This is a genomic window from Mycobacterium sp. (genome assembly GCF_040509115.1).
Lineage (GTDB): Bacteria > Actinomycetota > Actinomycetes > Mycobacteriales > Mycobacteriaceae > Mycobacterium.
Window position 1 is genome coordinate 1 of sequence record NZ_JBEVLO010000017.1, and the last position, 19,891, is coordinate 19,891.

Here is a 19,891-nt window from a genome sequence, read left to right on the forward strand (position 1 = left end):
GAGAGTTGACATGCAAATGACTGGCAATGACGTCCTGGTCACCGGCGGAGGAAGCGGAATCGGCCGCGGCATTGCCGAATCGCTGCACAGGTTGGGCAACCACGTCACCATCGCCGGCAGGCGCCACGATGCACTCACCGAGGTCACCCGCGCCAACCCCGGGATGGACCATCTCGTGCTCGACCAGAGTGATCCGACCGACATCGCACGGTTCACTGCGGAGCTAAGCGTTCTCCGGCCTAACCTCAACGTGTTGGTCAACAATGCGGGGATCCAGCGGCCCGAGGACCTAGCCCGTGGCGAGGTGGACGCCGCGGAAGCCCAAATCGCCACCAACCTGTTGGGCCCGATCCGGCTCACGGGAGCCCTCCTGCCCCTATTGACCACACGGAGTCGCGCGACCATCTTGAACGTCACCTCAGGTCTGGCATTCGTACCCAACGCCGCCATGCCCACCTACTGCGCGACCAAGGCCGCGCTGCACTCCTACACGCAGTCACTGCGACATCAACTGCGCCACACCACTGTCGAAGTCATCGAGATCATTCCGCCACAGGTGCGCACCGCACTGCGCGACACCGACGATCCACGAGCCATGCCACTCGACGACTACATCGCCGAGACGATGGCGTTGCTGAACGCGGACCGACTCGACGAGATAGCCGTCGCCCGAGTCGAACCGCTGCGCCACGCCGGACGCGACCACACCTACGACAAGGTGTTCACCTCGATCAACCCGCTGCCGTCGGAGACCCACCAGCGGGGAAGCCAGTGAGGGTCGCCATGGTCGCCGCCACGGGACGGTACGGCCACCTCGTGCTCGAGCAACTCCTCGAGCGTGGCGCGTGGGTACGCGCGCTAGTGCGCAGCCCCGAGCGCGCCGACGCCGCCCGAGGACGTGGCGCTCACGAAGCGGTCGTAGCCGACCTCACGCACCCAGACACTCTCCCACCGGCGGTGGCGGGCATGGACGGCATCTTTCATCTGGGCCCCGGCCTTCATCCCAAAGAAGCCGAAATGGGAACGGCGCTCGTCGCCGCCGCCCGCGCCGCCCAGGTACCCAAGTTCGTTTTCTCCGGCGTCATCCATCCGTCCATCTCCGCGCTGTCCAACCATGCTGCGAAGCTGCCGGTCGAAGACGCGCTGTATGCCTCCGGTATGGACTTCACCGTGCTGCAGCCCTCACGGTTCATGCAGACCATCAGCGACTACTGGCTCACCGAACGCAATCAACTAGCGCTGCCATACTCGGTGACCTCGAAGATGTCCTGGGTGGATTACCGTGACGTCGCCGAAGTCGCGGCCACCGCGATGACGAGCGACCAACTCAGCACTGGCACATTCGAGTTGAGTTCACCTGGAACTTTCACCGGCGTCCAGACGGCCACTCTTCTCGCCGAGATCGCCGGTAAGCCCATCACCGCCGTCCACACCCGGGCTTCCGACTCCGCGCAACAACTCCCCGAACCACGTCGCGCCGCCTTCCTCCAGATGATGGCCTATTACGACCGTGTCGGCCTGCCCTCGGGCAACGCCGAGGTGCTCGCGACCGTGCTCGGCAGGAAACCCAGGACATTGCAGGCGTTTCTGCGTGAGATGGTCCGCAGCAGCGCCTTCCCGCCGCTTGGCGTCCACGAACCGACGACAGCCAAAGACCGACGATCGAAGGGTATTCGATGATCACCATCACCGCACCAACCAGCAACATCGGCCGCCAAGTAGTCGACCGACTCGTCCAACTGCAGACGCCGCTGCGGGTCGTCGTGCGCGATCCCCACCGGCTCCCCCACGACGTGCGCAACCATGCCCAGATCGTCGAAGGTTCCCACGGCGACCCAGCCGTGGTGGCCGCAGCCTTCGACGGCGCCGACGCCGTCTTCTGGTTGGTGCCGGCCAATCCGCGGGCCGACAGCGTGCGCGCCGCCTACGTCGACTTCTCCCGACCCGCCTGCGACGTCCTTCGTACCGGCGCCGTGGATCGGGTGGTGGGGATTTCGGCCCTCGGGCGCGGAGTGGCTCGCGACGCGGGCTTCGTCACCGCCTCCTTGGAGATGGACGACCTGATCGCCGACACGGGAGCGAAATACCGGGCGTTGACGATGCCGTCCTTCATGGACAATCTGCTACGACAGGCCGAGTCGATCAAGAGCCGCGGAGTCTTCTTCTCCCCCATCGACGGGGACCGCAAGATGCCCAGCTGCGCCACGCGTGACATCGCCGCAGTCGCCACGAGCCTGCTCATCGACGACTCCTGGAGCGGTGCAGGCAGCGTCCCCGTCATGGGACCAAAAGACCTGTCGTTCAACGACATGGCCGCGATCATGACCGAGGTGCTGGGCTGGCCGGTGCGGTTCCAACGAACCGACGGCGCTGGGTATAAGGCCACCCTCCTCGCCAACGGCATGTCCAACGCCATGGCCCAAGGGATGCTCGACATGGCGTTGGCCAAGAACGATGGGCTCGACAACGCCGAACCACGCACTCCCGCCAGCACGACGCCCACCACCTTCCGCCAATGGTGTCGGGACGTCCTCCAACCCGCCCTGGCATCGTGAACGCGAAAGGAATTGCAGCACAATGCAGCTCGGCTTTCACCTTCCCATCTTCGACATCGACGGCGGCACGGCCGCCATTGCCGCCGAACTCGCCCGCGTCGGGACCGCCGCGGAAGAAGCCGGCGCCACGTGGCTGTCGGTGATGGACCACTACTTCCAGATCGAACCCAGCGGTCTGCCCGTCGAGTCCAACATGATGGAGGCCTACACCACCCTGGGGTACCTGGCAGCCCACACCAGCACCGTCGAGTTGGGCGTCCTGGTCACCGGTGTCACCTACCGTCACCCCGGACTCCTTGCCAAGATCGTCACCACGCTCAACGTTCTCTCCGGTGGCCGAGCCGCTCTGGGCCTGGGTGCCGCGTGGTTCGAGCGTGAGCACGACGCCCTCGGGGTGCCCTTTCCCTCCCTGGCCGAACGGTTCGAACGCCTCGAGGAGACGCTTCAGATCTGCAACCAGATGTGGGATCCCGACGACAACGGACCGTTCGTCGGCAAGCACTACCGGCTCGCCGAGACCCTTTGTTCACCGCTACCCATCAAGCGGCCCGCAGTCATGATCGGCGGTGGCGGCGAACGCAAGACCCTCAAGTTGGTCGCACGCTACGGCGATGCATGCAACTTGTTCACCAGCTCCGCAGAGGACGTCGCCCGAAGAATCGACGTTCTCCGCCGCCACTGCGATGACGTCGGTCGCGACTTCGACCAGATCCGCATCACCGTTACCGCCAACGAACCCCGCCCACAGCCACGCGACTGCGACGACTTCATACGTCGGATGGCCTCCTATGCGCAACTGGGTGTTCGCACGGTCATCGTCACACCAACCACCGGCCAGCCTGCGGCGTGGATCGATGCCTTCGCCCCAGCAGCGCCCCGACTGGCGGAGCTCGATCAGGGGTGACGTCGACTAACGTCGTCGCGGCGCGAGCCGAACACGGCTCACGACGTGGCTACCCTTGCGTGCATCGTCGACGCGATTTCTGAGCGCGGGAAGGAGGTGGGTGAAGGTGCCACACCGAACACCCGCAACAGTCGTCAACCCCCCACGACGGGGACGTCGGCCAGCCGCCGAGGTGCGACGCGCAGTTCTCGACGCCGCCACCGGATTGCTCTATGCAGAAGGCATCCGCGCCGTCACCTTCGAGCGAGTGGCTGCGGCGGGCGGCGCAAGTAAGGTCACGTTGTACAAGTGGTGGCCGTCGCCCGCGGTGCTGGCCTTCGAGGCCTACCACGCCGACGTCAAGCCGGTTCTCTCCTTCCCCGACACGGGCGACTTCATCCACGACCTGCGCACGCAACTGCACGCCTTCGTCCGCACACTGATGGACAGACCGGTGCGCGGCGGGCGCACCCGGGGCCACGTGATAGCCGAAATGGTCGGTGCAGCCCAGAGCGACGACACATTGGCCAGGGCGTTCCACGAGTACTACGCCCGACCGCGTCGGCAGTTGACCATGGACATGTTCGAGCTGGCCCGCGACCGCGGCCAGATCCCCGCACACATGAACCTGATGAGCCTCGCCGACCAACTGTGGGGGGCGTGCTACCACAAGGTCATGCTCTTCGGAGAGCCGCTGGACAATGCATACGTCGACACACTGGTCGACAACCTCTTCGGCGGCGACGTGCCAGCCAAGTAGAGCGGGTCGCAAGCACACGCCCGTCACGGGCCGAAGACTTCACAATCAGCGCGTTGCCCTCGACATGGCGGTCGCCACTTGCAGCTATCCGTGCCGGCGATCAGCAGTTGGACCGGGCCGCCGTACACGCACGCGCCAAGTCATTGTCATGCGCCAAAATCGTTGCGGCAGAGAAAGTGTGGCGCCGGTAGGTCACAAGCGGGCGAAAATGGCCTGTAAAGCCGCACATTGGATGCGGCGTTACCCAGCAGGCGGTCCGACGACGGTCACGTGTGACGGATGCCGTTATCGTCGTCACCGATCGCGCACTGCGTCGCAGCCACGCTCGTCGGCGGCTGGCCGATACCGCTGGTCGACCTCACGGCGACAGGCCCTTGCTGAACTCAATGACAAGTGAATGTGTGCGTTCTCTATGCGTCTGATCTCGCCAGCCGGAAGCTCGCATAACGTCCTGGCATGTTCTTCCGTGTACTCATCTTCGCCCTCGTGGCGGCACTGACAGCAACGAGCTGTTCCCCCGAGCCAACGCCACGAAACCAGATCGTCGGCACGTGGCAGATGATTTCCGCGCAGACGGAGCGCAATGGGATCACCGCGCCTGCCTATGGTCCTCAACCCAACGGGATGCTGAGTTTTACACCGGACATGCACTTCGTCGAGGTGTTGACCGATTCCACTTTGCGGCCCTTCGCATCAGAGGTTCGCGGTGAGGGCACCGACGAAGAAAATCGCGCCGCCATGTCTGGGACCATGGGCCTCTTCGGCACGTACACAGTTGATGTGGACGGTCAGTTCGCAGGCAACCGCGTCGAAGGTGCGACCTTTCCGAACTGGATCGGGGACGTTAGGACGACAGACGAGCTGCGCTTCGTGGTCGACGGGGATCAGATGACCGAGAACTTCACACGCCCGGACGGGACCAGAATCGCCATCGTCTTTCAGCGTCTGAGTGCACCCGAAAACGCAGCCTGAGCCCCAGGTAACCGCGCGTCGGGAGGCCATGGTGAACATGTATCAGCTCGCAGGTTCTGCCGCGCTCTACCGCTCCAACCCCGTGGAGCGACTGTTCCGTGACGGTATGGCCGTCACTCAGCACGCCAATCAATCGGCCGTGTTCATGGAGGCGGCCGCGCGCGTCCGCCTGGGTATGGATCCCGGCTTGCCGTTGTTCTAGCCGCCAGGCACACACGAAGAAGGGGCACCCGGTATCCGGGGTGCCCCTTCTCGGTTGGTGCCTGGGTCAGCGGCCGTTGCCGACGGTCGACGTGGCCGAGCCGATTTTGGCCTGCTGCTGCACGTCGTTGATCCACTGGTGGTGGTCGACGCCCGCGCTGGCGGGAGCGGCGAGGCCGAACAGTGCGGCGGCGAAACCGGTGGCGACGACGCTGGCGAATCCGAACTTCTTCATGATGTTCCCTCCTTCTCTGGCCGATGATCCGGCCGGTCTGAGGGCTGTAACCATGCAGGTCAAGGATCAATTCCGCTGGCAGTAAATGATCGACGCCTGGCAGGAACGCGGTGTGACGCGGTCCTCTGACGCTCTTTGCCGCCCGCAGCACTCGGACCAGCCGGGCGGGCATCGGCTCGGCGTGACGCGTCGGACCTCGGGTCATTCTCGACGGTGGCGCCGGCGGCTCTAACCCGGTCGTTGGTGATGGCCGACGTCTGGCCCCTGGCGATTGACCTATGCGTCAGGTGTTGGGTAGCCGAGCGCGGCGCGGACCCGAGCGATGTGCATGAGGCTGGGGTCTGCCGGGGTGCCTGGCACGCGGATGTAGTGGCCGCCATCGGCGGCCGCCACGTCGACGTCCTCACCAATCATGCTGGTATCGAGGGGAGTTCCGTCGCGGACATAGGTGAGTCGCCCGACGACGGCCTCAGGCGGCTTGTGGCCCTGTTCGCGCATCGTCGACTGTGTGACGGCGCCGAGGTGGTCGGGCTGCCACGCCTCGATGAGTGCGCTCATGTACGCCATCAGGGTTCGGTCGTCGGTGCCTTCACCAATGTCGAAGGACACGCGGTTGAAGGGGACCGGCTTGTCCACGAAGCCGACGCGCGCGGTGTAGGTGAGGGCTACCGCGCCGTCCTGATTCTCGTCGATGGCGTTGCGGCTCAGCTCAATTTGGAATCCCGGTGTGGTCCGGCGGCGCCCGCGGGCAGTGACCGTCGTGATCGCCTCTTCCAACACGGCGACGTCTTGAATGTCGATCGAGATGAGCTCGCGGTCGAATCTACTTTCCGAGTCCGGTTCACGCGGCTGCCAGACGCCCCACGGGCCGTACCTGTCCGGTTCAGATGGCATCCGCCGCAGCGAGCGTTGCAACCGCTCGGCGCACGACCGCAGCGGGTCAGCGCGGTTGCCCCACCCTCCGACTATCCACAACACGTCGCGTGTCCTCTCATGCTGGCGGAACCGTGATCACAGTAATCCTGTCCCCGTAGCCGTCTCGGTCGACGATCGCCTGAATGGCGCCTGCGGTACGGGGGTCGGCGACCCGCCATTCAACGGGGACGCCGGTCTCAAGCGATGCTTCGTACTGGCCCTGTAGTTCGTTGCTGATTTGTTCGTTGACCCTCCACCGCGGGTCGAACTGGCCGTTGTCGGCGACCATCCACTCGTAGCCCTTCCCCTTGGCCTCGATGTAGAGCCCGTTGTCACCGGCGTCGGGGTCATAACCGTCGAACTCGACGGAGTCACCGTCGGGCATGTCCACTTCGTACTCCATGCCGGCGGGGTAGCCGGTGACCTGCTGCTCGTACTTCTTCCAGTCCTCGCGGTCACCTCGCGACTCCTCGACCCACTGGCCCGGCCCCTTCACCAGTTCGTCGGGTATCGCGGCGCGCTTGGCGATCAATGACGGCTTTCCCACCGGATCGCCGACACCGCGCACCGCCTTGTCGACTGCGGTGGAATACTTGGCGGCCGCTTCGTCGGCATCGGCCTTCATGTTCATGTAGACCGCCAGTGCCACAACGGCTCCCGGGCCGGTGATGACAGATGCCATGGTGGCGCACTTGGCCGCCGATAGGGCTTCCGGAGTGGGGGTTTCGTTCTTGGCGACGTCGAAGGCCGAGGCGAAGTCGTCGGCGCCCTTGGCCAGCTTGACCGCGAAGTCGGATGCGTCGTGGAGCCAGGTGCCGTGATTTCGCACGTTGGGGGCGGCGTTGCTGTCGGCGTCCTGCCAATGCGCCTGGATCTGATCCGCGATCGCCGTGGCTCGGTCGCCGAGCACGTCGACGTCGTCGGCCGCCGTCGTCCAGTGCCTGGAGAAGTCCCGTACGACTTCACCTCCCGCGCCTGAGTGGATGGCCTCGGAGAAGGCTTCGGCACCCATTCCCGCGGACGGTATAACGCTGTCGATGCGAGGAGTCGCGAACGACTTCGGTTGTGCAGGTACGTCAATGCTGGGAGGGCCTGCGGAATCCGCGCGAGGGGATCCCAGCACGTCGACTCGATCGATCATCAATGCGCCTTGCTCGTCCGCCACCTCGAACAGGACTGCCGACGCCTTCACGATCGCGCCGCCGTGCTCACGCACCTCCCTGGCCTCGTTGAGGCGCTGGACGAGGCCCTGATCGTATTGGGTGAACGCCATCGCACCCGTGGTTGACGCGGGGTCCGACGCCGGTTGCCGACAGTCTTCCTCGTCGATCTTGCTTCCGAGCTGCGCAAGGTCGTTGCCGTCGCCTTCCAGTCCATCGGTGTCGACTTGAAGCCGCTTCGCCACCCGTCCTCCGCTGGTCCAGTCGATTCTTGGGCTGCCAAGAATCTACTTCGCCCGACAGCGGCATGAATGCACCAGGGCACGGGCGACATGCTTTCGGCGGCGCGACTCGCTGGGCGAGTACCCCTCGCCAGACGATGGGAGTGCTGGGTTCGCAGCGGTCACCGAATACGTCGCCGCGCCGCGAACTTCCACGTCCCCCAACGCTCTTGACCCTCCCCCTGGGGGAAACCCCACTGTGGCGGTATGACGACACAGAACACCGAAAGCACCACCGCATGGAACGCGCTTCCCGGGGTGGTGACGACGTACCTGACCGCACACCGGGATCGTGACGTGGCCACTGCCATCGCCGCCTTCACCGCCGACGCCGCCGTGACCGACGAGGGCCACACCTTCGCCGGCCGGGAGGCGATCGGGACCTGGCTGGGCGGGGCAGGCAGCGAGTACACCTTCACCACCGAGTTCACCGGCGCCACCGTGACGGATGCGACGCACGTCGACGTGGTCCAGCACCTCGAAGGGGACTTCCCCGGTGGAGTGGTCGACTTGCACTACCGGTTCACCTTGGTCGGCGACTCGATCAGCCGCCTGGTCATCGAGCCCTGATCCGAAGACGACGAAGAATTTGGTTCATCACACCGGTGGATCGGAATGGCCCACGCCGATGCGGCACTGGACATCGGTGACCGGGTGCCGAGCTTCACGACCAGGAAGCCCTGTCCCCCCTGCGCTGACTTCCCCGTGGCCGACTGAAAGAGTGCTTGACATTTCGTCAGCTCCAATATGCAATATATTGCAACGTGAAGGGGTTCCCTAAGCATGGCGGAATTGTTCGGTCGTGGCGTCGAGCTAGCGCGGATCGCGCGCTTCCTCGCCAGGGCGCAGCACACCGGCGACACCAGGCTCGTCCGCGGCGAGCCTGGTGTCGGCAAGTCCGCCCTGCTCGCCGCCGCGGCAGACCAGGCCCACGCGGTCGGCATGAACGTGCTGCGGGCGGCCGGCTCGGAGTTCGAGGCCGACGTCGCCTACGCCGGGCTCAACCAGCTGCTGCTCCCACTGCGCGGCGAGCTGGATCGTCTTCCGCCCGGAATGCAGGACGCGCTGTCGGTCGCGCTGGGATTCGGGCCCGGTCCGCCGCCCGGCGCGTTGCTCGTCTGCAACGCTGCCCTAGCGCTCGTCGCCGCCGTCGCCGAGCAAAACCCGGTGCTGCTGCTGATCGACGATGTTCAGTGGGTCGACCGCGCCAGCGCCGTCGTCTTCGGCTTCATCGCCCGTCGGGTGGCGGGTCATCCCATCGGGCTGGTCATGTCCTGCCGGACCGGTGGCGAGTGCTTCCTCGACCGGCGAGGGCTGACCGAGCAGCTCGTCGAGCCGCTGGACCGTGAGGCGTCCGGGCACCTGGTCGACGCGGCGTTCCCCCACCTGCCGCCACGGACCCGCCAACGCGTGCTCGACCTGGCTCAAGGAAACCCGCTCGCGCTGGTGGAGCTTCCGGACTCGCTCACCGGACCCGCGACGCGGACCGTGGACCAACCCGACGTCGTGCCGCTGAGCGATCGCCTCCACGCGCTGTTCGCCTCCCGCATCGTGGCCCTACCGGAAGCCACCCGTCGGCTGCTGCTCGTCGCCGCCTTCGACGGCTCCTGCGACGTCCGAGTGCTCCGGGAGGCGGTCGGCGAGCAACCCGGCCTAAGCGATCTCGCTCCTGCCGAGCGGGCGCAGCTTCTGGACGTCGACGACGGCGCTGCACGAATCACGTTCCGGCACCCGCTGATTCGGTCGGCGATCGTCGCCATGTCCACCCACGAGGAACGGCGGCACGCCCACCTGCTCCTGGCCGACTCGCTGCAAGGTGACGAAGAACGGCAGGCCTGGCATCTGGCCGCCGCCGCGGTCGGACCCGACGAGGCGGCCGCCACCCGCCTCGATCGGGTGGCACGTCGGACCATGCTGCGCGGCGATGCGCTCGGCGCCGTCTCGGCCCTCGTCCGCGCTGCCGAGCTGAGCACCACCACCGCAGCGCGGGGACGCAGGCTCGCGGAAGCCGCATACATCGGCGCGGAATCCGGCGACACGGTCGGCGACCCGGAAACCCTTCTGGCAGAAGCGCGTCGCGCGGGACCGGACTCCAGTGGGTCACTGCACGCGGCGAACGCCGCCGCGTTCCTGATGCTCAACGGCGACGGGGACGCCGACACCGCGCACCGACTCCTGGTGGGTGCCATCGAGACCACCGACCACGGCTACCGGGCCGATGACACCGCGCTGATCGAAGCGATGCACACCCTGCTGCTCCTCTCCTGGTACGCATGTACCCCCGCACACTGGGAGCCGTTCTTCCGAGCGTTGCGGAAACTGACACCCGAGCCGCCGGAGATGCTTGCGCTGGCCAGCAAGACTTTCGCCGACCCGTTGCGCACCGGCGTGGCGGCCGCACCCGACCTGGAGCGCGTCCTCGCCACGCTTCCCGGTGAGGACGACCCGTCGAGGATCATCCGCATTGGCGCGGCGTCGGTCTACCTGGACCGTCTTGCAGACACTCGGGAAGCGCACTGGCGGGTAGTCCACCGGGGGCGCGACGGTAGTTCCCCGCGTAGGCATATCGGTGCGCTGATGCACCTGTGCCTGGACGACTACCTCACCGGCCGATGGGACGAAGCCGAGGAGCTCGCCGACGAGGGGCACCAGCTCTGCACGACAACCGGTTTCACCTTCTTCACGTGGTACTTCCGGTACAACCGAGCGTTGATAGCAGCCGGCCGCGGCCGCGCCGACGAGGCGTTCGCGCTGGCCGACGAGATGAGTCACTGGGCCAAGCCCCGTGGCGTCACCAGTGTCGTCCTGTACGCGCATCATCCCCGTGCACTCGCGGCCTCGGCCACGGGCGACTTCGACGCCGCATTCCGCCACGCCGCCGCGTTGAGCCCGGCCGGCGTCCTCACCTCCTACCTTCCGCAGTGCACCTGGGTGATGTTCGACCTGGTCGAGGCCGCGCTACGGACCGGACGCGACGCGGAGGCCCGAGCGCACCTCGGGGCAATGCAGGAGGCCGACGTCGGCGCACTGTCGCCGCGGATGGAGCTGATCCAGCGCGGGGTTGAGGCGCTGGTCCTGGACGACGACACGGCCGACGCCCGGCTGGAGGAACTACTCACCTCCCCTGCCTCCGACCGATGGCTGTTCGAGGTGTGCCGCATCCGCCTCGCCTACGCCGAAAGTCTGCGGAGGCGCAAGAGCTCTTGCCGGGCGCAGCGGCACCTCATCGACGCCCGCGACGGATTCGCCGCCATGGGCGCCCGAACGTGGCTGGAGCGTACCCAACAAGAGTTGCGTGCCACCGGGTTTCGGTCAACACATGACGCATCGGCGGCCTCGGTCGCGTTGACGGCGCAGGAGCTGGAGATCGCACACCTGGCCGCCAGCGGCATGACCAACCGCCAGATTGGCGAGCGCCTGTACCTGTCGCACCGAACCGTAGGCGCGCACCTGTACCGGGTCTTCCCCAAGCTGGGCGTGTCGTCGCGGGCCGGGCTCCGTGATGCCCTGTCCGCCCACCCGAGTCCGGACCGGGCGGTCACCCGAACGCACCCACGCACGCGTTGACTGCCCGGGTGTCGCGATCCGACAGATGGAACCGCCGTTGAGCCGGATCATGCCCGGACCGGGCCTTGCGCCGTCGACGGGCGCGCATCTCCAGACGCGCGATATGCAATATATCGGACGTAGTCGGTTCTGAGCAAGCGGCACGACACAGTTACGTCGAACGACTGCAGCACGCGGTATCAGTGCCCATCGCATCGACAGTCGGATGACTGATTCCGCGCGTCGTCACCGGCGCGATAGTGGAACGTGCGGGCCGACGACGGCCACCGCGCGTCCCCGTCCCGCCAACGAAAAGCGAAGGATCTCAATGAAACCCACCATCGTGCTCGTTCACGGCGCCTTCGCCGAGTCCGCCAGCTGGAACGGCGTCATCCGCTGCCTCCACACCACCGGACACCGCGTCATCGCCGTGGCGAACCCGCTGCGCACCCTGACCACTGACGCCACCGCCGTCGCCGATCTGCTGGCCGGCATCCGGGGACCGATCGTGCTTGCGGGCCACTCCTACGGCGGCGCCGTCATCACCAACGCGGCCCGCGACAACGCAGCCGTCAAGGCCTTGGTCTACGTCGCCGGTCTTGCCCCCGACAAGGGCGAGAACACCCCCGATCTGACCGGCAAGTACCCCGGCGCCACGCTGGGTGAGCACCTGTATGAGGTGCCGCTCGCCGACGGCACCGCCGACGTGTACATCCACCAGAACGCCTACCACCAACACTTCTGCGCCGACCTCAGCGCCGAGCAAGCCGCCCTGGACGCAGCCACTCAGCGTCCTTTCAACACCGCCGCGCTCAACGAGGCCTCTGGCGAGCCGGCGTGGAAGACGCTCCCCTCCTGGTTCATCTATCCCGAACTCGACCTCGCCATCCCGGCGCAGACCTTCCGCTTCATGGCCGAGCGCGCCGACGCCCGTGCCACCGTCGAGGTTCCCGGCGCCTCGCACGCGCTTCCCGCCTCGCAACCCGAAGCGGTAGCCGACCTCATCCTCCAGGCCGCAGTCGCCGCCTGATTTCGCCCACCCTCCCGTCAAACCCCAAGGAGAACAATGAAATTCACATCTGCACTGACGACGATCTCTGTCGGTGTCGCGCTGGCCGTCGCGCTCTCGGGCTGCGGCGGTGCGGCGGCCGAGCAACAGGCCCCGTCTGACCGTCCCGCCCCGGCGGAGGGACCCACGGTGGTACTGGTTCACGGAGCGTTCGCCGACGCCTCGAGCTGGAACGGCGTGATCGCGGATCTCAAGCGGGACGGCTACCCCGTGATCGCCGTGGCGAATCCGCTGCGGGGACTGCGCAGCGACGCCGACTACGTCGAAAGCGTCCTGGACAGCGTACCGGGCCCGGTCGTGCTCGCAGGCCACTCGTACGGCGGATCGGTGATGAGCGAGGCCGCCGTCGGGCACCCAAACGTCAAGGCGCTGGTGTACATCGCCAGCTTCATCCTGGAGCCGGGTGAGAGCACGTCGCAGCTGGCTGGCAAGTTCCCCGGCGGCCAGCTGGGCCCGGCCCTGGACACCGTCCCCTTCCCACTTGCCAACGGCGGCACGGGGAATGACCTCTACATCAAGCAGGACGAATTCCGGAGGGTGTTCGCCGCCGACGTGGCACCTGAGATCACCGAGCTACTGGCAGCAACCCAACGGCCCATCACCGACGCCGCGCTAAGCGAGCCGGCCACCGAGGCCGCGTGGAAGAGCATCCCGTCGTGGAACATGGTCACCACCGAGGACCTCGCAATCCCCGCCGAGTCGATGCGCTTCATGGGTGAACGGGCGAAGTCGCAGACGGTGGAAATCGCTGCCTCTCATGCCGTCACCGTCTCTCACCCCGCCGCCGTCGCCGATTTGATCGTCGACGCCGCGCGCTCCGCCGTCGCGTGATCACCGCGGTCCTGGTCCGTCCCGGTCGCCGGGGCGAGCTGAAAGACTGGCCAGCCGATCTCGGTCCGCCACCTGGTGGGGTCCTCGGTGTCACGAGGGCCGACGCTATAGGTCTCGTGAATCGGTCCGTCAACGACCAGCGCGTGAGTGACCACCCACGCGCCGAGGCGGCCGTAGGTGACGTCGATGTCGTCGTGCGGGCCGGAATGGACGGCGACGGCAAGGTCGGCCGCCGGAAGCTCGATGACGTCGATCCGGCCGGATGGCCGGGGGCTGCGGACTTGTCGGAAGACCGTCATCACCCCGGCACCGTGAGCGAACAGGGCGTTCGCGTAATGGCCGCCGGGCGGACCAGTGCGTTCCGCGGGCGGGAACGCCGCATCCAGTTCGGCCATCGCGGTGTCATACCAGCCGAGCGAATCACTCAGGCGCACATGACCTGTGATCGCAACGACGGTACGGGCGGGCACCGACCGGAGCTCGACGTGAGTGTCGGCCGGATCCGGGCGAAGTAACCGGCGCAAGGAGACGACGGCGGCCTGGGTCCGGTCCAGCTCTGCTTCCAAGCGGCGGAGGTGGCCCGCGACCACCTCGGCCCGTTGCTGCGGGTCGTCGGTGGCGAGGATCGACTGGACCTCGGCCAGCGGCACGTCGAGCTGCCGGAGCTGGTGGATGACCTGCGCTGTCGGGATCTGCTCGGGCTCGTAGTACCGATAGCCCGAGAACGGGTCGACCGTTGCCGGCTCGAGCAGTCCAGCCTCGTGGTAGCGCCGCAACGTCCGCACGCTCAGATGCGTCACCGTGGCGAACTCGCCGATCGTCAGTTGGGACCGCATGACCGTCTCCCTGCTCGAGCTTGCGTGGCCTTCTCCCACCGGGAGACCCGACCTTCCAAACGCAATATATAGCGCCCATCTCCGTCAACCACCCAAAGTCAACTACTCAAAAGTCAACTACTCAAAGGAGAACCGAGTTGCAATCGGCCTTAGATCAGGACATCACCGCAGTCGCCACGGCCCGCTGGGCCACCGCCCATGATGCGCGGCTGTCGGAGCTCATGCAGGCGCTGGTGCGGCACCTGCACACCTTCGCGCGCGAGGTACGGCTCACCGAGCCCGAGTGGAGCGCCGCGATGGCCTGGCTCGCCCGCACCGGGCAGATCAGTGACGCCAAGCGCGCGGAGTTCATCCTCGCCTCCGACGTCCTGGGACTGTCGATGCTCGTCGTCGAGATGAACCACCGCCACGATCCGAAGGCCACCCCGGCAACGGTTCTCGGGCCGTTCCACATCGAGGGCTCGCCGCCGCTGGACTACGGCGAGGACATGGCCGACGGGATGAGTGGCGTACCGCTCTATGTCACCGGCACGGTCCACGACCTTCACGACGAGGCCGTCGGTGGCGCGGTGCTCGACGTATGGCAGGCCGACGCAGAGGGCATCTACGAAGGCCAGCTCGGCGAGGGGGACGCTCGGCTACGCGCAAAGTACACCTCGCAGCCCGGCGGGACCTACTGCGTGCGGACGATCGCACCGCTCGGCTACTCGATTCCGATGGATGGCCCGGTCGGCGAGCTGATCTCGCGCACCGACATCAGCCACTACCGCCCGGCGCACATTCACTTCCTGATCACCGCCCCGGGTTACGAGCCGCTGATCACCCACCTGTTCGAGAAGGGTGCACCGTACCTCGACTCCGACGTCGTGTTCGGCACCAAGGCCGACCTGGTGGTCGAGTTCGAACACCGCCGACCAGGCCCCACCCCCGACGGGGGCACCTCCGACGTGCCCTGGCTGCTGGCGAAGTACGACTTCGTACTGCAGCCGACGCGCGAGAACAACGACCAAGTGACGACCGACGAAGTGAAAGTGATTGACCGATGACGATATTCAATGGATACGACTATGTGGTGATCGGTGCCGGATCGGCAGGATGTGTGATCGCCGCCCGGCTGTCCGCGGACCCGGCCGTGCGGGTGTTGCTACTCGAGTCCGGGCGGGCCGACACCAAGCCGGAGATCTCGGCGCCGCCCGCGTGGCCTGCGTTGTGGGGCACGGAGATCGACTACTCGTACAACACGGTTCCGCAAGCGGGCACCGCGGGGTTCGCCCACAACTGGCCCCGCGGCCACACGCTCGGAGGCAGTAGCAGCATCAACGCGATGGTGTACTTGCGTGGGCACCCGAGCGACTTCGACGACTGGGCCAAATCGGGGTGCGTCGGTTGGGATTACCAGTCGGTGCTGCCTTACTTCCGTCGCATGGAGACGGTCCCGACCGGGGATCCGCGCTACCGCGGTACCGACGGTCCGATGTCGCCCGCACCCGCCACGGCCGAGGTCGCCAATCCACTGTCCCAGGTGTTCCTCGACGCCGCGGTCGCGGCCGGCTTTCCGCTGACCGACGACTTCAACGGTGCCGACGCCGAAGGGGCCGGCTGGCACGATCTGTCGATCTCGGGCGGGACCCGGCAGAGCACCGCCGCCGCCTACCTGCATCCCGTGCGCGGCAGAGCCAACCTGACCGTCCTGACGAATTCTCGCGCCCGCAAGTTGCTATTCTCGGGAAGCCGTTGTGTCGGAGTTGATTTCGTACAGAACGGTCGTGACATGTCCGTCTACGCCGATGCCGAGGTGGTGATCAGTGCCGGTACGGTGGACTCTCCTCGGCTGCTGCTGCTGTCGGGCATCGGGCCCGCCGCGGAACTTCGACGCGCCGACGTCCGCGTCGTCCACGACCTTCCCGGGGTGGGTCGCAACCTGCACGACCATCCGCTGTGCGGCGTCGTCTACGAGGCGGCGCAGCCGATTCCGGCCGCAAAAACGAACCATGCCGAGTCGTCACTCCTGTGGCGCAGCGACGACGCGCTTGCCAGCCCGGACATGCAGCTGATGTTCATCCACGTGCCATTTCACCCGCCACACCTGGCCGCCCCGGCCAACAGCTTCACGCTGGCGGTCGCCACGGTGCCGGACGCGCGCGGTTCGATCCGTCTGGCGGGGCCGGATCCGACGACACCACCGCTGATCGATCCGAACTATCTGGGCTCGGAGTCGGACATTCGGCGAATGGTGCACGGAATCAAGGTGGCTCGCGAGATCGCCGCGGGCGAGCCGTTCAGCCCCTGGCGGGCGCGCGAGGTGCTCCCCGGGCCCGACGTCACCGACGAGGCGGCGCTGCGGGCGTTCCTCGCTCGCGGTACCGGCACCTACTACCACCCGGTCGGCACGTGCGCGATGGGTACCGGTCCCGACGCCGTGGTCGGACCGGATCTGCGGGTGCATGGGCTGACCGGCGTGCGAGTGGCCGACGCGTCGATCATGCCCCGGGTGCTACCGGTGAACACCAATGCCGCGGCGATCATGATCGGCGAGAAGGCCGCCGATCTGATCCGCTGACATCGCACCGCCAGCGAGGCGGCCGGTTTGACCTGGCTAGTCCAGGTCAGACCGCCACTCGCTCGATGCTGACGTCGCCCGAGCGGAGCAGTTCCTCGCTGGCGGAGACGATTTCGCGGACGAGCCGTTGCTCCACGTCGAGGTGCCGACCGATGGCCTTCGGACTGAGGTCGCGTTCGTAGTTCAGGTGCAGCACGGCGGCGACGGTGTCCACGTCGGCAGGACCGCCGGCCGCCCGCGCCACGATCACGTCGGCGACGTCGGCCCACGGCGTGAGCGCGTCGTCCGGCATCGGCGGCGGCGGGGGGTCCAGGACGTCGGGGACCTCGACCTGCGGCACCGACGATGGCGGCGTGACCGTCACCCGAACGGGCGCCGCTGCCCGCAGCGCCATCGGAGGCATCCGCACCCTGATGAGCAGGCTCAACCCGTGGGTCGCGGCTAGCAGGCTGATGGGAGCCACGACCGCGATCGCCGCCGCCAGCCACGGGCTCAAGGGCGCCGACCCCGGAAGCGCCGCATGCCATCCGTTCGCGACGACGCTGACCGCTGCCGATACGGAGAGGACGATCCAGAAGTACCGCCGGTTCCGTTGCTGGTCCTCGAGACCTGCCAGCGCGACCACCGCCATGGTGGCCTGCAAGATGGTGCCGTCCACGATCAGCGGCCACAACCACGCCAGCCGTTCCGGTATCCCGGCCCGTGCCGCGAGATCGGCCAGCGCAGTGAAGGACAACACGAAGCTGCCGATCCCAATGCCCACCGTGATCGACAGCGCGGCAGCCCGGGTGAGCGTCAGCGTTCGCCGCGAAACCGCTGATCCTGCCGATTGGTGCACCGCTGGCTCGTTCACAGCGGGCCATCCTGCCGGGGACCTCCGACATCCGGTCGGTGTGTTTGCCGGCACCCGGTGTGATCAGGCGGTGAAGCTGCTTCACCACAACGCCTTTCACCATGCCGATCACCGGTGGTGAAGCGGGCCTGCCACGCCAACTTCTCGGAAAAGCGTCGGCCCACCGTCTAACATCCCCCCGGACACGATTACACGCAGCTTCTCTTGAATGGGTCGGAGACATCGATGACGAAAGTGGACGACACGGAGGCAACCACTCCGTCCATACGCGAGCTGACCGTACGGGGTGTGGTGCTCGGCGGCGTCATCACGCTCGTCTTCACGGCGGCCAACGTGTATCTGGGCCTCAAGGTCGGCCTGACCTTCGCCACCGCGATCCCGGCAGCAGTCATCTCGATGGCGATCCTGCGGTACTTCCGTGGGCACACCATCCTCGAGAACAACATCGTGCAGACCATCGCCTCGGCGGCAGGCACGCTGGCAGCGATCATCTTCGTCCTCCCCGGCCTAATCATGATCGGGTGGTGGACGGGCTTTCCGTACTGGATCACGGTGGCCGTCTGCATCGTCGGCGGCATCCTCGGCGTGATGTACTCGGTGCCGCTGCGCCGCGCCCTGGTCACCGGTTCGGACCTGCCCTATCCGGAGGGTGTGGCCGCTGCCGAGGTACTCCAGGTTGGTGAGGCCGCCGTCGACGGCGGCGAGGGCAACAAGCGCAGCCTGCGCGCGATCATCGTGGGTTCGCTGGCGGCAGCCGGGTTTTCACTGTTGGCTGCGACGAAGGTCATTCTCAGCGACATATCCGTCTACTTTCGCCTTGGCGCCGGAGGTTCGACGATCGGTGCGAGCCTGTCGTTGGCGCTGATCGGCGTCGGCCATCTGGTGGGCGTCACCGTCGGCTTCGCCATGATCGTCGGTTTGGTGATCTCGTACTTCGTCCTGTTGCCGACGCTGACGTGGGGTGACGTCTCCGGCGGCGATGCACTGAAGGACGTCGTGTCGAGCACGTTCTCCCAGGACGTCCGGTTCGTCGGCGCCGGTGCCATCGCCATCGCCGCGATCTGGACGCTGCTGAAGATCATGGGCCCGATCGTTCGGGGAATCCGCGCGGCCGCCGTCTCCACGCGCGCACGCCGCGGGGGCAATCAGGTCGAGTTGACCGAACGGGACCTGCCCATCGGGATCGTGGGTGGCACCATCGCGGTGTCGCTGATCCCCATCGGGATGCTGCTGTGGTGGTTCCTCGAAAGCACGCAGATCGGCGGCAACAAGCCGCTCATCATCGCGGTGACGCTCGCGTTCGTCGTCGTGATCGGGGCGGTCCTCGCGTCGGTGGCGGGGTACATGGCCGGTCTGATCGGATCGTCCAACAGTCCGATATCGGGGCTCGGCATTCTGGTCGTCGTCATCGCGTCGCTGGTGTTGGTGCTGGTGCACGGCCGCAGCGACGACGCGGGGCAGACGTTGGGACTGGTGGCCTACGCATTGTTCGCGACGGCCATCGTGTTCGGCATCGCCACCATCTCGAACGACAATCTGCAGGACCTCAAGACGGGCCAACTCGTCGGCGCCACACCGTGGCGGCAGCAGGTGGCGCTGGTGATCGGCGTCATCTTCGGCGGACTGGTCATTCCGCCGATCCTGGACCTGTTGAACACCGCGTTTGGTTTCGCGGGTGCGCCGGATGCCGGAGAGAACGCGCTGGCCGCACCGCAAGCCGCGTTGATCTCCTCGCTCGCCAAGGGCGTCTTCGGCGGCGACTTGAACTGGGGCCTCCTGGGTCTCGGGGTGGCCATCGGTGCGGTGGTGATCGCGATCGACGAGGTGCTGAAGCGGACGACGAAGTTCGCGCTGCCGCCGCTGGCGGTCGGAATGGGCATGTACCTGCCGATGTCGCTGACCCTCATCATTCCCTTCGGCGCGCTGCTGGGTCGGTTCTACGACAAGTGGGCCGACCGCACCGGCGGCTCCACCGAAGACACCGAGCAGAAGAAGCGCCTCGGCGTACTGATGGCGACCGGCCTGATCGTCGGCGAGAGCTTGTTCGGCGTGGTGTTCGCCGGCATCGTCGCGGGCTCCGGATCCGATGCGCCGCTCGCCATCGTCGGCGAAGGCTTCGCGAGCTGGGCCGAGATCCTCGGTGTCGTCCTGTTCGTGGCCGTCATCGCAGGCCTGTACAAGTGGACTCGGCGACTGGCGACCACCGATCGCTAATAGCGCGGATTTGCTCACGG

Annotated in this window: 19 protein-coding genes; 14 read left to right on the forward strand and 5 right to left on the reverse strand. The window is 66.7% G+C overall.

What is annotated here, in order from left to right; genetic code table 11:
* Positions 1-10 precede the first annotated feature (10 nt).
* The 7 genes from ABW137_RS01525 (at position 11) to ABW137_RS01555 (ending at position 5,372) form a co-directional block, all read left to right on the forward strand.
* Complete coding sequence (locus tag ABW137_RS01525) at positions 11-775, forward strand: SDR family oxidoreductase (protein WP_526396242.1); 765 nt, start codon at positions 11-13, stop codon at positions 773-775.
* Positions 776-783: 8 nt separating this feature from the next.
* Positions 784-1,680, forward strand: a complete 897-nt coding sequence (locus tag ABW137_RS01530) for an SDR family oxidoreductase (RefSeq protein WP_526396168.1) — start codon at positions 784-786, stop codon at positions 1,678-1,680.
* Complete coding sequence (locus ABW137_RS01535) at positions 1,677-2,555, forward strand: NAD(P)H-binding protein (RefSeq protein WP_526396170.1); 879 nt, start codon at positions 1,677-1,679, stop codon at positions 2,553-2,555. Before ABW137_RS01530 ends, ABW137_RS01535 begins: the two co-directional genes overlap by 4 nt.
* Before the next feature lie 22 nt (positions 2,556-2,577).
* The gene (locus ABW137_RS01540) at positions 2,578-3,459 is read left to right on the forward strand and encodes an LLM class F420-dependent oxidoreductase (protein ID WP_526396172.1); all 882 of its coding nucleotides are present in this window, start codon (positions 2,578-2,580) and stop codon (positions 3,457-3,459) included.
* Between the two features lie 100 nt (positions 3,460-3,559).
* The gene (locus ABW137_RS01545) at positions 3,560-4,198 is read left to right on the forward strand and encodes a TetR/AcrR family transcriptional regulator (RefSeq protein ID WP_526396174.1); all 639 of its coding nucleotides are present in this window, start codon (positions 3,560-3,562) and stop codon (positions 4,196-4,198) included.
* Between the two features lie 486 nt (positions 4,199-4,684).
* Complete coding sequence (locus ABW137_RS01550) at positions 4,685-5,170, forward strand: lipocalin-like domain-containing protein (RefSeq protein WP_526396176.1); 486 nt, start codon at positions 4,685-4,687, stop codon at positions 5,168-5,170.
* 28 nt (positions 5,171-5,198) lie between these two features.
* On the forward strand, positions 5,199-5,372 hold the full coding sequence (locus ABW137_RS01555) for a hypothetical protein (RefSeq protein ID WP_526396178.1): 174 nt from the start codon (positions 5,199-5,201) through the stop codon (positions 5,370-5,372).
* Between the two features lie 66 nt (positions 5,373-5,438).
* On the opposite strand, the gene ABW137_RS01560 is transcribed toward ABW137_RS01555, so the two are convergent.
* From ABW137_RS01560 to ABW137_RS01570, 3 genes are all read right to left on the reverse strand, one after another.
* Complete coding sequence (locus ABW137_RS01560) at positions 5,439-5,606, reverse strand: hypothetical protein (protein WP_526396180.1); 168 nt, start codon at positions 5,604-5,606, stop codon at positions 5,439-5,441.
* Between the two features lie 276 nt (positions 5,607-5,882).
* The gene (locus tag ABW137_RS01565) at positions 5,883-6,500 is read right to left on the reverse strand and encodes a hypothetical protein (protein ID WP_526396182.1); all 618 of its coding nucleotides are present in this window, start codon (positions 6,498-6,500) and stop codon (positions 5,883-5,885) included.
* Positions 6,501-6,597: 97 nt separating this feature from the next.
* A complete protein-coding gene (locus ABW137_RS01570; protein WP_526396184.1) occupies positions 6,598-7,926 on the reverse strand; it encodes a Tox-REase-5 domain-containing protein in 1,329 nt (442 codons plus the stop codon).
* A 243-nt stretch (positions 7,927-8,169) separates the two neighbouring features.
* Between ABW137_RS01570 and ABW137_RS01575 the strand changes: the two genes are divergently transcribed.
* The 4 genes from ABW137_RS01575 to ABW137_RS01590 all read left to right on the forward strand — a co-directional run bounded on the left by ABW137_RS01575 (position 8,170) and on the right by ABW137_RS01590 (position 13,408).
* On the forward strand, positions 8,170-8,532 hold the full coding sequence (locus ABW137_RS01575) for a nuclear transport factor 2 family protein (RefSeq protein WP_526396186.1): 363 nt from the start codon (positions 8,170-8,172) through the stop codon (positions 8,530-8,532).
* 213 nt (positions 8,533-8,745) lie between these two features.
* Positions 8,746-11,529 (forward strand): AAA family ATPase, encoded by a 2,784-nt coding sequence (locus ABW137_RS01580; RefSeq protein WP_526396188.1) that lies wholly within the window; start codon positions 8,746-8,748, stop codon positions 11,527-11,529.
* 307 nt (positions 11,530-11,836) lie between these two features.
* Positions 11,837-12,538: an alpha/beta fold hydrolase gene (locus ABW137_RS01585; protein ID WP_526396190.1), complete on the forward strand. Its 702-nt coding sequence runs from the start codon at positions 11,837-11,839 to the stop codon at positions 12,536-12,538.
* 36 nt (positions 12,539-12,574) lie between these two features.
* The gene (locus ABW137_RS01590; RefSeq protein WP_526396192.1) at positions 12,575-13,408 is read left to right on the forward strand and encodes an alpha/beta fold hydrolase; all 834 of its coding nucleotides are present in this window, start codon (positions 12,575-12,577) and stop codon (positions 13,406-13,408) included.
* Here the strand turns inward: ABW137_RS01590 and ABW137_RS01595 are convergent.
* The gene (locus ABW137_RS01595) at positions 13,351-14,244 is read right to left on the reverse strand and encodes a MerR family transcriptional regulator (protein ID WP_526396194.1); all 894 of its coding nucleotides are present in this window, start codon (positions 14,242-14,244) and stop codon (positions 13,351-13,353) included. The genes ABW137_RS01590 and ABW137_RS01595 overlap by 58 nt on opposite strands.
* Positions 14,245-14,381: 137 nt before the next feature.
* On the opposite strand from ABW137_RS01595, the gene ABW137_RS01600 reads away from it, so the two are divergent.
* Together ABW137_RS01600 and ABW137_RS01605 are read left to right on the forward strand one after the other, a co-directional pair.
* Positions 14,382-15,290: a dioxygenase family protein gene (locus ABW137_RS01600; protein WP_526396196.1), complete on the forward strand. Its 909-nt coding sequence runs from the start codon at positions 14,382-14,384 to the stop codon at positions 15,288-15,290.
* On the forward strand, positions 15,287-16,804 hold the full coding sequence (locus tag ABW137_RS01605) for a GMC family oxidoreductase (RefSeq protein WP_526396198.1): 1,518 nt from the start codon (positions 15,287-15,289) through the stop codon (positions 16,802-16,804). The genes ABW137_RS01600 and ABW137_RS01605 overlap by 4 nt, the downstream gene beginning before the upstream one ends.
* 46 nt (positions 16,805-16,850) lie before the next feature.
* On the opposite strand, the gene ABW137_RS01610 is transcribed toward ABW137_RS01605, so the two are convergent.
* Complete coding sequence (locus tag ABW137_RS01610) at positions 16,851-17,657, reverse strand: DUF2637 domain-containing protein (protein ID WP_526396200.1); 807 nt, start codon at positions 17,655-17,657, stop codon at positions 16,851-16,853.
* A gap of 225 nt (positions 17,658-17,882) precedes the next feature.
* Here ABW137_RS01610 and ABW137_RS01615 point away from each other — a divergent pair, with 225 nt between their 5' ends.
* On the forward strand, positions 17,883-19,871 hold the full coding sequence (locus tag ABW137_RS01615) for an OPT family oligopeptide transporter (protein ID WP_526396202.1): 1,989 nt from the start codon (positions 17,883-17,885) through the stop codon (positions 19,869-19,871).
* Positions 19,872-19,891 lie beyond the last annotated feature (20 nt).